We start from the raw sequence: 12,519 nt of genomic DNA, 5'->3' as shown, positions 1-12,519 counted from the left end.
TCAGGCGGCCGGGGCCGAGGCAGTGGTGGGCGCCGGGGCGGTCCCGGGCGCCGGGGCGGTGCTGGTGGCGATGTGGAACACGAGGTCGCCCACCGTCATGGCCAGGATCTCCTCCATGTCCTTCTCGGCCAGGAAGGCGATCAGGTCCACCCGCGCCCCGTACCGCTCCTGCAGCAGTTCCGCGAGCGCCACGAACTCGACGCTCTCCAGCGCCAGGTCCTCGTTGAACGTGGTCTTCATGCCGACCTCCTCCATGAGGAGGAACTCGTCGCCGACGGTCGCGACGAGCATGGCGGTGATCTCGGCGAGTATCCGTTCGGCCGTGGTGTCAGATGCCATGGCGGGCCTCCGTCGGGGTCGAGTGGGGGTGCGGATTCGGATGGGCTTCGGTGCTGGGAAGGGTCCAGGCCACGACGTGGGGCGCGGCCGCGTCGTGGACGGTGCTGGTCCGGACGGTGTGCGCGCGGCCCTCGGGCGTGGTCACCCGGAGCCCCGCGGGCCCCTGGGTGACCGTCCACTGGCGCAGGCGCCCACCCAGGCCGGAACCCTCCGCCTTGGCGGCGGCCTCCTTGGCGCACCACAAGGTGGTGAGCGCCTGCGCCAGACCGGTCCGCTCCCGTACGGCGAGTTCCTCGGCGAGCTGCCGTTCCTCCGCCGTGAGCGCGATACGGCTCAGTGCGCCCGGGTCGTCGGGAACCGCCTCGATGTCGACGCCCACGGCCGCGGTGGGGTGGGCGTAGGCGACCGCCAGCCGGTCCTTGTGGGCCAGGGAGAGCCGGAGTCCGGCCGTGAGCGGCCCTTCGGGACGGGGGCGGCCCAGGTCGTCGTTGCCGACCGGCACCTCCACCGGGAAGAGGGGGCCCGCCCCGGCGTCCCAGAGGAGGTGGCGCAGCGCGTCCTTGGCGGCGATCCTGCCGAGCAGCCAGGGCGCGCGGGCGCGGGGCGGCTTCAGCTCGTACGCCGCCCGCTCGGCGGCGTCCAGATAGCGCCGCATGACCAGTTCCTGCGAGGCGGGGTCGGTCCAGCGGCGGCGGGCGAGGCACCAGCCGCCGGGCTGGGGTTCGCCTATGCCGCACACCTCTGGGGTGAACTTCATCGGCCAGACCCGCTCGTCGGCGGCGAAGCGGCGGTACGTCCAGCCTTCGAGGCGGGCCCAGACGGTCCCGTCGGCGGCCAGGAGCTCCACGTCTCCCTCGACGGACCCGGGCCGCACGGCGCGGATGCGGGCGGTGGCGCGCAGCGGAGAGCCGTCCGGTGGGGCGGGTGCGTGGATACGGACCCGCTCCAGGGACGCGGGGAACACCAACCGGTCGGCCGGAAGTCTCAACTGCATCCAGTGGCCGAGGAGTTGACCGGCGGCGTCGAGCAACGCGCCCGGAGCGGGCAGCGCGCGCAGGACACCGCGGATGCCGTCGTCGCCGACTGCGGTCACCTCCTGGACTCCGGCGAAGGCCGGACCGTGAAACATCCAGCGGTCGCGGTAGAGGGCCTCGGCGCTGACGGGAGGCGTCCCTTCGCGGGTCAGCGGCGAGGTGTCGGGGTCCGGGCGGCCGGGGTAGGTGGGATGGCGGCCGGGGGCGGTGCCGGGAGCGGCGAGGAGTACGGTGACGGCCGCGTACTCGCCGATCGTCACCCGTACCCGGCTGCCGTCGTCGGCGGGAGTCACCTCGAACTCCACCTCGACGGGCGGCGCCACGGGCAGCCAGCGCAGGGCCCGTACCTGGTCGTAGCCGGTCACCACACGCCCGGGGACCTCCTGGCGCGCCGCGTCGGCAGCCAGCTCCAACAGCGTGGTCATGGGCACGACGGGGAAGCGGTCGGAAGGGTCGGGCCAGTCCTCGGGCTGGAGATAGACGCAGTGGTCGACGACGTACGGCATGGTCTCCAGGGAGAGCCGGCGCCGGAAGCGACGGGTTCGCGGTGGGGGCGGGGGCTCGTACGGGGCGGGCTGCGCCGTCACGGCCGCGGGGCGCCGCGCCCCCTGCTCCGCCGCGACGCGCCACGCCTCGGTGACGCTGCGCACCGCCGATTCGGTCTCTTCGAGCACGGCGTCCAGCGCAGCGACCAGCGCCGGTGTGCCGGCCCCGGCCCCGGCCCCGGGGGACCGTGGGGGCGAACCACTCACACGGAGAGTGGACGCGGCCTCGCCCAGGCGCACGAGCGGGGAGCCGAGATCGAGGCGCAGGGGGTCGGGGGCGGTCCCTCCGCGGGGGCGCGGGGCGGCGGCATCGGGCAGGCGGGCGGGGGCGGGATGGGGCAGGCGGGCGGGGGCGGGGCGCGCCGGCTCGGGGGTACTTGCCGGGTGGGCGGCCCGCGCAGACTGCGGGGCGGGCTCGACACGCTGACGTGTCAGCCGTTCCCAGCGCGGGTTCAGGCCCTCCGTCCACAGTCCGGCCGCCAGCCGCCGGAGTTGCTCCAGGCCGCTGGCCGCCGGGCCGGCGCCGGCCGCGGCGGCCAAGTGGTCTCGCCCGTGGAGGGTGTCCGTGATGAAGCCGGGCAGGCTGCCCGCGCCCATCTGTACGAAACCGCGCACGCCCTCCGCGTACAGCTCGGCCGTCAGCTCCCGGAAGCGCACCGGCTCCAGCAGATGGCGCACCACCACGTCGCGGACTTCCGACTCCGCCGTCGGGTACGCGGCGCCGGTGGTCGCGGACCAGACGGGGACGGCCGGAGCGCGCAGCGGAAGCCGGGCGAAGGCTGCGCGGACCTGTTGCAGGTACGGCGCCCACATGGGCGTGTGGAAGCCCGAGCGGAAGGGCAGCTCCTGGGCGAGCACGCCCTGCGCGGCCAGGCGGGTGAGCGCCTCCGCCACGGCGGACGGTTCACCGCACAGGACCGACTGGTGCGGGCAGTTGTCGTGGCTGACGGTGATCCGGTCCAGGCCGTCCAGGGCGTTCGCGGTCTGGCGTGCCCCGCAGCCGACGGCCGCGTACACGAGGTCCGGGACGTCGAGATCGCCGGGGCGGAGCGCGTCGAGGAAGGTGTCGACGGCCCGGCGCGGATACATGCCGGCGACGACCATGGCGGTCCACTCGCCGAGGCTGTGTCCGGCCAACAGATCGGGCCGGACGTCCAGTTCGGCAAGGACGCGGGCGAAGAACCGGCCGGCGGCGATCGCGTCGACCGCTCGCTCCACCAGCGTGTCGCCCCCGGTCAGGGCGGGCCGTGGCAGGCCGAAGTGGCCGGCGACGGCGTCCACTCGGGGTGTGGCTTCCGGTTCCAGTCCCGGGAAGACGAACGCGAGCCGGGCGCCGTGCGCGAGCAGCGGGCGGGGGGTGAACCACACATCGCCGCGCCCGCGCCACGGAGCGCCCCGGGCCACGACCTTGGCAGCCAGGGCCAGGCGCTTGGGCGACGGCCCCACGACGGCGAGCCGACAGGGTCCGGGCCCGGGGGTCGGTGCGCCAGCCGTACCGGAGGCCCGCACGGCGTCGAGGAGCAGGGCGAGCTCCCCCGGCGTGTCCGCGCCGAGCAGGAGCACGTCGCCGTGGAGGCCCGCGGCGCCCCGGCCCGCGCCACTACCGCTGCCCGCAGGCGACGGACCGTCCTGCACGGAGGAGGGGGTGGCGGGAACAGCGGTCCCGGGGCGCGCGACCGAGGCCATGGCCGGTGAAGGCAGGCCGGACGCCGGCTCCTTCCCGTCGCCGGCGCCGCCCGCGGGCGACCGGCCGTCCGGCACGGAAGCGGCGGCCGCCTCCTGGGTCCGCCGCTCCTCCGGAGCGTCGGAGGCGAGAGAGTGCTGCCCCTCCCCGGGGGCCGGTGGCGGCTCACCGCCGGTGAACGCCTGCTCGGCTGCCCGGTCATCGAGCCCGCTCCGGCGTTCCACGTGGCCGCTGTCCGGGCCGGTCCCGGCCCCCACGCCCCCCGGCGCCGGGGCCGGGAGGCTCTGCGACTCCGCCCGAAGGGCCCCCACCGGCCCCGCCGCCCCGGCTGCGGCCCCCGCCCGTGTCCCTGGGGCCTCCTCCAGGACCACGTGTGCGTTGATGCCGCCGAAGCCGAAGGCGTTCACGCCCGCCCGGCGTGGCGTCCGGCCCCGTGCCCATGGTTCGGCCGATGTCACCGGGCGCATGCGCGTGCTGGCGAAGTCCTCGTGGGGCTCGTCAAGGTGAAGGGTCGGGGGGAGGACGCCGTCGTGGACGGCGAGGGCGGCCTTGATCAGGCCGGCCATGCCGGAGGCCTGCATGGTGTGGCCCAGCATGGACTTCACCGAGCCCATCGCGACCGGTTCGGCGTTCGCGGTACGGGGGCCGAACACGTCGGCCAGGGTGGCGAGTTCGGTCCGGTCCCCGACGGGCGTCCCCGTGCCGTGCGCCTCCAGCAGCCCGAGCGCGTCGGGTGCCGCGGGGTCGAGGCCGGCCCGGCCCCATGCCCGGGTAAGGGCGCGGACCTGGCCGTCCACGAGCGGGCTCATCAGACTCGCGGCCCGGCCGTCCCCGGCCACGCCCACGCCGCGCACGACGGCGTACACCCGGTCGCCGTCGCGCTCGGCGTCGGCGAGGCGTTTGAGGAGGACGACTCCCGTGCCTTCGGAGAGCAGCGTGCCGTCGGCGCGGCGGTCGAAGGGACGGATGGACTGGCTCGGACTGAGCGCGCGCAGCTGGGTGAAGACGCTCCACAGGGTGGCGATGTGGCAGTGGTGGACCGCTCCCGCGACCACCACGTCGCAGCTGCCGCTCGCCAGCAGGCCGACGGCCTGGTCGACGGCGAGCAGGGAGGAGGCGCAGGCGGCGTCGAGGGTGTAGGCGGGGCCCCGGAAGTCGAGCCGGTTCGCGGTCCTGGCGGCGGTGAAGCTCGGGACGAGGCCGATGGACGCCTCCGGCTGTTCGGGGCCGAGGCTCGCCTGGAAGGCCTCGCGTACCGCGCCGATCCGGTCCTCGCCCAGTTCGGGGGCGAGTTCGCGCAGGGTCAGGGCGAGTTGGTGGGCGGTGCGCACGCGTTGGTCGAGGCGGGCGGTGGCGACGCCCATGAAGCCGCCCCGGCCCAGGATGACGCCGATGCGTGAGCGGTCGGCGGGCAGCCGCTCCTCTCCCCCGGCGTCTGCGACGGCCTCGGCGATGACGCGCAGGGCGAGCAGTTGGTCGGGCTCCGCACCGGCGACGGCGGCGGGCATGATGCCGAAGCGCGTGGGGTCGAAGGCGGTGAGGTCGTCGATGAAGCCGCCGCGCCGGCAGTAGAAGCGGTCGCTGCGCGCGGGCCCGGCGTGGCCGTCCGGGTCGTAGTAGACGCCGGGGTCCCAGCGGTCGGCCGGTACGTCGCCGATGGCGTCGGCGCCCGAGACGAGGTTGGCGCGGTAGGTGTCGAGGTCGGGGGCGCCGGGAAAGACGGCGCCCATGCCGACGACGGCCGCGTCGGTGGGGCGGGGGCCGTGGCGCCGGTCAGCCATGGGGGGCCTCCTGCGGCGCCGGGGTGCCCTCCGCGAGGAGGACGACCTGGCCCTCCGTGCCGTGTGCCAGCTCGGCGAGGAACGCGGCGGTGCCCGCCTTCGGATCCAGGAGCGGGATGCCCCGGCTCTCGTACACGCGCTCCAGTTCGGGGGTGACCATGCCGCCGGCCTCGGCCGCCCAGGGTCCCCAGTCGACGGCCAGGACCCGGCCGGGGAAGCGGCGTGCCCAGGCGGGCGTGGAGGCGAAGCTGTCCAGGGCGTCGTTGGCGGCGGCGTAGTCGGCCTGGCCGCGGTTGCCGAAGACTCCCGCGACGCTGCCGAAGACGGCGAGGAAGGCGGGGGCCGGTGTGCCGGCGTGGTCCGCGAGGGCGTCGGCGAGGTTGCGGGCGCCGTCGACCTTGGTGGCGTACACCCGCTGGAAGGAGGCGGGGTCCTTGTCGCGCAGCAGCTTGTCCTGGATGGTTCCGGCGCCGTGGACGATGCCGTCGATCCGGCCGTGGCGGGCGCGTATGCCGGCGACGACGGCGCGTACGGCGCGGGGGTCGGTGACGTCGGCGGCGTGGTAGCGCACCGACGCGGCGACGCCGGAGAGCGAGCGGAGAGTGGCGCGGATCTCGCGTGCGGCGAGGATCCGGGACGCCGCCGCCTCGATCTCGGCGGGGTTGCGCAGCCCCCGGCCGACGAGGGCGGCGCGCAGGGTGACACGGTCGTGGGCGTGGGCGACGGCGGGGTCCTCCGTGTCGTCGGCGTACGGCGTGCGGCCGATGAGTTCGATGTGGCAACCGGTGGCCTCGGCGAGAGCCAGGCCCGTGCGGGCGGTGATCCCCCGGGCGCCTCCGGTGAGGAGCACCACCGCGTCGCGGCCGATCGGAAGCGGCGGCGCGGGCTCGGTGGCGGGCAGGGGCGCGTCGACGGTGCGCAGGACGTTGCGGGTGCCGTTGGTGTAGCCGACGGCCACCGGTTCGGCGGGGGCGCACAGTTCGGCGATGAGATGGGCGGTGATCCGCTCGGGCGGGTCCTTGGGGTCGACGTCCACGGCGCGTACGGCGGTCCCGGGGTACTCGATCGCGGCGGTGCGGGCGAAGCCGTACAGCCCGGCACCGGGGATCGGGTCGACCGCGTCCGGTCCGGACGGCGAGGGTGCGCCGCGGCCGAATGCTCCGCCGCAGCCGGTGACGAGCAGCAGGCGGCGCGCGCCGCCGACCAGCACCTCGCGCAGTGCCGGGAAGGCGTCCGGCAGCACGGGGTGGGGGGCGGGGCGCAGCGCGCCCAGGTAGAGGACGCCGTCGGCTCCTGCCGTCTCCGCCAGGCGGTCCTGGTGGAGGGTGCGGACCTCGGCGCCGTGCGATTCGAGTGCGGCGGCGAGGGCGACGGCCACGCCGAGGCCGTCGTCGACGACGGCGAACCGGCGGCCGGCCAGTACCTCGGCGGGGTCGCTGGGCGAGGGCGGCCCCACGGGGGTGACCTCGACGCGGAGCCGGGCGGCGGCGCGACCGACCGCGCGCCGGGCACCCTCGTCCGCCTCGACGGGAACCCGGGCGGCGGGCCCGCCGGTCGCGCGCGGCGCACCCTGGTCCGCCTCCTCGAGCGGCCTCGCGCCGCGGCTGCCCGGGATGAACGACGCTCCGTCGTCCGCCTCGACGAGCGGCCGGGCGGCGCTGCTGCTTGAGGCGCTCTCGTCCGCGCTCGTGTCCGGGTCCGCCGGTGCGCCGGGTTCGTGGGCGGCTTCCCCCGTGGGGCTGTGCGCGACGATCCAGTCGACGATGCCGTTGACGGTCTTCAGCCGGGACAGCTCCTCGACGGACGATTCGGCCGGTCCGTCCGAGCCGCGTGGCAGCCCGATCCGGTCGGCGAGCGCGCCGATGATCTCCACGCGTTTGATTGAGTCCACCGACAGATCGGCCTCCAGGTCCAGCGCGGGGTCGAGCATGTCCTTCGGGTAGCCGGTGCGCGTGTGGACGATCTCCAGTACCACGTCGGTGAGTTGGCCGGGCGTCAGCGGCCGGCTGTCGGCCTCCTCGGGCGCGGGGCGTGCCACGGGCGCCGGGCGCGGGTCCGTCCACTCCGCCGGCGAAGCCGCCGGGGCCGGCTGCGCCCCCAAATAGCCCAGCAGGACCTCCCGCTGGGCCGCGACGAGTTCACGCGCGCCGCGCAGGTACTCCAGTACGGCGCCCTCGCGCCGGTCCGCCGCCGCGGCGGGGCGGGGCGCCGTCACGCGCCTGGCCGGGACCAGGCCGCCCGCGACGGGCTCGCCGTCGGCGGTACGGACGAGGTGGCCGTCCACGAGCCATCCGGGGCGCCGGGGCGCCGCGTCGGGCAGGGTGGAGGTCCGGCCCTTGAAGAGGGGCTCGGGGTCGATGGGGACGCCCGCCGCGGCGAGTTCGGCCAGCGCGGTGACCAGCCGGGTCAGACCGTGCTCACCCGGGAGGTCGAGGGGTACGGCGGTGTGCGGCCGGTCCCCCAGGATGCGCCCGACGAGACCGGTGAGGACCCGTCCGGCGCCTGCCTCCACGAAGGTGCGCACCCCGGCCGCGTACATGGCTTCGATCTGTTCCACGAAACGCACCGGTTCGGCGAGCTGGTGGGCGAGCAGGTCGCGTACGGCGGCCGGTTCGGAGGGGTAGAGCCGCCCGGTGGTGTTGGACCAGGCCGGGACGGAGGGCTCGGACACCGCCGTCCCGGCCAGCTCTGCGGCGAGCGCGCCGGCGGCGCCGGCGACGACGTCGCTGTGGAACGCGCAGGCGACCGGGAGGCGTTCGGCGACGATGCCCGCCTCGCGCAGTGCGGCGACGGCGGCGTCGACGGCCGGGGTGGGGCCGGAGATCACGCTCTGGGCGGGGCCGTTGTGGTTGGCGAGGACACATCCGGGGGGCAGTGCGGGAAGGTCCTGCGGGGCGGCGGACACGGCGGCCATCGCGCCGGGGTCGTCCCCGGCCGCGGCGAGGATGGCCTCCGCCCGGCAGTGGCTGAGCCTGAGGAGGGTCGGCGTGTCGTAGACCCCGGCCGCCCAGAGGGCCACGAGTTCGCCGTAGGAGTGTCCGGCCGTGCTGTCGGGGCGTACGCCGAGGGAGGTGAGAAGGAGGTGCGCGGCGGCGCCGGTGAGCCCGAGGGCGGGCTGGGCGGTCCGTGTGTCGGTGATGGCGGCGCGCTGGGCGGCGCGCTCCTCGGGGGTGAAGGCGGCGGGCGGGAACATCGCGGCGACGTCCCCGGGATCCGCCTCGTCGAGGAGGGCGCGCAGCCGGGGGAAGGCGATGAAGAGGTCGCCCATCATGCCGGGGCGCTGGCTGCCCTGTCCGGGGAAGAGGAAGGCGACCTGGCCGGGCTCGGCATCGCCGCGGACGTGGACGCCGGCGCCGGGCGCGAAGTCACGGGCCGGGCGCAGCCGGGCGGCCAGGTCGTCGAGGTCGGTCGCGACCACCGCGACCTGGATCGTGTCCTCCCCGTCCCGGGCCCCGGCGGCGGACGTCTCGGCGGCGAGGTCGCGCAGCGGCCAGGGGCGTCCTGCCGCGTCGTTCTGTTCCAGTCGGGCGGCGAGGCGGTCCATCGCGCTCAGCGCCGCCGCGCGGTCGGCGCCCCGGAAGCAGAACAGCTCGGCGGGCCAGGCCTCCAGGCCGTGGGCGGGCTCGGGCGCGTCGCCGTAACCGGTGAGGACGGCATGGTAGTTGGTGCCGCCGAAACCGAAGGCGCTGACCGCGGCGCGGCGCTGTCCGGCGGGTGCGGCCCACGGCCTTGCCTCGGTGTCGAAGAAGAAGGGGCTGGTGTCCGGCCGCCACTGCGGATTGGGTGCGTTCATGTGCAGGGTCGGCGGGCGTACGCCGCCGTGCAGGGCGCGTGCCGCTTTGATGAGTCCGGCCAGGCCCGCCGCGCACTTGGTGTGCCCGAGCTGTGACTTGACCGAGCCGAGCGCGCAGGAAGCGGCGTCCGCTCCGGCGAACACTTCGGTCAGTACGGCCAGTTCGGTGCTGTCACCGACGACGGTTCCGGTGCCGTGCGCCTCCACCAGACCGATCTCGGCCGGTGCGACGCCGGACCTGCGGTAGGCACGTTCCAGGGCGCGCCGCTGCCCCTCGGGGCGGGGCGCGGTGAGGCCGAGGGAGCGGCCATCGCTCGAGGCGCCGACGGCCTTGACGACGGCGTAGATCCGGTCGCCGTCGCGTTCGGCGTCCTCGAGGCGCTTGAGGACGAGGCAGGCGACACCTTCGCCGAGGGCGATGCCGTCGGCGTCGGCGTCGAAGGGGTGGCACCGGCCCGTGGGCGACAGGGCGCGCACGGAGGCGAACATCAGGTAGTCGTTGATGCCGTTGTGCACGTCCGCGCCGCCGCACAGCACCATGTCGCTGTCCCGGTCGCGCAGTTGGCGGCAGGCCAGGTCGAGGGCGGCGAGCGAGGAGGCGCAGGCGGCGTCGATCGTGCAGTTCGCGCCGCCGAGGTCGAGGCGGTTGGCGACGCGTCCGGCGATGACGTTGGCGAGCACCCCCGGGAAGGAGTCCTCGGTCAGCCGGGGCAGTTGGGCGTCCAGTTCGGGTGGCAGCTCGCCGAGGTAGCCGGGGTGCAGCGCCCGGAAGCCGTAGGCCCCGGCGAGGTCGGTGCCCGCTTCGGCGCCGAAGACGACGGAGGTCCGGGAGCGGTCGAAGAGGCGCTCGCCCGCGTATCCGGCGTCGGCCAGCGCGCGGGCGGCGATGTCGAGGGCGAGCAGCTGCACCGGTTCGATGCTGCCGAGCGAGGCGGGGGCGATGCCGTGGGCCAGGGCGTCGAAGGGGGCCGGGGTCAGGAAGCCGCCCCAGCGTGACGGGGTCCGCTCCCCCGCTCGTGCCGGGTCGGGGTCGTGGTGGACTGCCGTGTCCCACCGGTCGGCCGGCACCTCGGTGACGGAGTCGGCTCCCGCGACGATGTTCGCCCAGTACTCCGCGAGGTCCCGGGCGCCGGGGTAGCGGCAGGCCATGCCGACCACGGCGATGTCGAGCGGAGCCTCCTCGTCGGGGGCGGTGGGGGGCACGAGGCGCCGCAGCTCCTCGGCGCGTTCGGCGAGCAGGGCGGTCGCGCCCTCGGTGACCTGGGTGTGCAGGGCGGCGACGGTGGTGGTGGCGGTGCGTGCGGTGGCGCTCTGGCCGAGCATGTAGAGGCCCTCGACGCGCTGTTCCTCCTCGCTCACGGGCGTCCTTCCGGCGGCGGTGTGCCGCAGGCCCTTGCTGGCGATCCGCAGTCGCCCGAGATTGAGCTTCTCCAACTCCTCCCAGACCTCGCCGGGGCTCGCTCCGTCCTCACGCAGCCGCAGCGCGGTGTCGGTGAAGGTGTCGGCGTACGGAGTGGGCGCGCAGCGTGTGGCGTGGCCGGGCGCCGTCCGGAGAAGGGTGGTGGCGTCACAGTCGAGCGCCGCGCGCTGGAAGCCCGGCAGGACGGCCCCGGCGGTGACGGCCTCCTCGGTGAACAGGTAGGCGGTGCCCATGAGGATGCCGGTGCGGGCGCCGCGTCCGGCGAGCGTTCCGGCGGCGGCCGCCGCCATCGCGGCGGAGCGCTCGTCGTGGATGCCTCCGGCGAGGAGCACGTCGAGTTCGGCGGTGTACGGGGAGGAGAGCAGGCGCTCGATCTGTTCCTCCCAGAGCGGGAAGGAGGCGCGTGGACCGATGTGGCCGCCGCATTCGAGGCCTTCGAAGACGAACCTCCGCGCGCCCTCGGCGAGGAACTGTTCGAGCAGTCCCGGCGAGGGGACGTGCAGATAGGTCCTGGTTCCGGCGGCTTCGAGCGGGGCGGCCTGGGCGGGACGGCCGCCGGCGATGATCGCATAGGGCGGGCGGGCCTCGGCGACGGCGGCGAGCTGTTCGCGGCGCAGCTCCTCGGGGGCGAAGCCGAGCAGCCCGACTCCCCAGGGCCGTCCGGCCAGGCGTTCGGCCGTCTCGGTGAGCAGGTCGCGCACCTCCGGGCCGTCCATCACGGCCAGGGCGACGAAGGGCAGTCCCCCCGCGTCGGCCACGGCGGCGGCGAAGGCGGGCCGGTCACTGACGCGGGTCATGGGGCCCTGGGCCACGGGCAGGGGTTCCCCGCCGGGGCGGGGCGCGAGGGGACGGGCCCGTTCGGCGGCTTCGAGGTGGCTCGTGATGGCCTCGCGTACGGCCTGGACGACGGAGCCGGTGGTGCGGTGGCGCGCGGCGAGGCGGGCGGCCGTCGCCCCTTCCTGGCCGATGGGCAGCGGCTGGGCCGCCAGCCCCCGGGCGCCGAGCCGCTCGGCGATGTCCCCCTCGGGAGGGGCGAGGTCGGGGCGGGTGTAGACGCGGTGGCCCGCGACGACCGTGGTTTCGCTGCCGTCCATGGCCCGGACGGCGGACGCCACATCGGCGGGGAGTGGGGCGAGGCCCTCCGTGGTGAGCGCGAGCTGGGTGTCGAGGACGACGCCGGCGGCGCCGCCCGCGATCGCGGCGGCGGCCGTGTGGGGGCCGATTCCTCCGGCCGCGAAGACGGGGACGGTGATGTCCGGGTCGGCGAGCAGGCGTTGCAGAAGGACGAAGGTGGTCAGCTCGCCGACCCGGCCACCCGCTTCGTGTCCACGGGCGACGAGTCCGGCCGCTCCCGCGGCGACGGCGGCACGGGCCTCGCCGGGGCTGACGACCTCCGCCCACACCCGGCGCCGGCCCTCGGCGGTCCACGGCCGCACGCCGGCCCGCCACACCCGCTCGGCGAGCAGGACGGTGTCGACGGTGGCGGGCAGTTCGTCCGGGGCGAGCGGGCAGCCGGCCGCCACCCGCACTCCGTGCGGCCCGCGGAGTCCGGCCAGCGCGGTGCGCGCCCGGTCGCGGTCCCTGCCGAGGTCGAGCAGACCGAGCGCGCCGGCTCGTCGCGCGGCCGTCACCATCGGGGAGTTGGGTTCCTCGAAGGGGCTGACCACGACGACGAGGTCCCGACGGAAGGACCGGGTGGACTGAGAGATCACGGGCACTCCTTTTACTTCCGGCAGCACCGGGCGAGGGAGCGGGAGCGGTGTGCGTGGCCGCGGGACTCCGGCGGGGCGCCCCTGTCGCGGCTGGTCGGGCCACGGCGACCGGCCCGGCGGGATCCGCGCCACCGGCGCCCCCCTGAGGTGACTGTCCGGTAACACCGCCGTGCCGCGTTGCATCGTGGGGCGGCCGACCGGTGGAGTCAAC

Annotated in this window: 3 protein-coding genes; all 3 read right to left on the bottom strand. The window is 75.9% G+C overall.

The features are described 5' to 3' along the window. Genes ACZ5VC_RS12895 through ACZ5VC_RS12885 form a run of 3 tightly spaced genes read right to left on the bottom strand, consistent with a single transcriptional unit; the run spans window position 1 to window position 12,308 of the window. Window positions 1-339: an acyl carrier protein gene (locus ACZ5VC_RS12895; RefSeq protein ID WP_469120091.1), complete on the bottom strand. Its 339-nt coding sequence runs from the start codon at window positions 337-339 to the stop codon at window positions 1-3. After that, the gene (locus ACZ5VC_RS12890; RefSeq protein ID WP_469120090.1) at window positions 329-5,383 is read right to left on the bottom strand and encodes a beta-ketoacyl synthase N-terminal-like domain-containing protein; all 5,055 of its coding nucleotides are present in this window, start codon (window positions 5,381-5,383) and stop codon (window positions 329-331) included. Before ACZ5VC_RS12890 ends, ACZ5VC_RS12895 begins: the two co-directional genes overlap by 11 nt. Continuing rightward, window positions 5,376-12,308 (bottom strand): SDR family NAD(P)-dependent oxidoreductase, encoded by a 6,933-nt coding sequence (locus ACZ5VC_RS12885; protein ID WP_469120089.1) that lies wholly within the window; start codon window positions 12,306-12,308, stop codon window positions 5,376-5,378. Before ACZ5VC_RS12885 ends, ACZ5VC_RS12890 begins: the two co-directional genes overlap by 8 nt. Window positions 12,309-12,519: the final 211 nt, after the last annotated feature.

The sequence above is a fragment of the Streptomyces sp. NPDC033174 genome, assembly GCF_055577795.1.
Note: the sequence above shows the minus strand (reverse complement) of the source record. Positions and strands in the feature narration are given on the sequence as shown.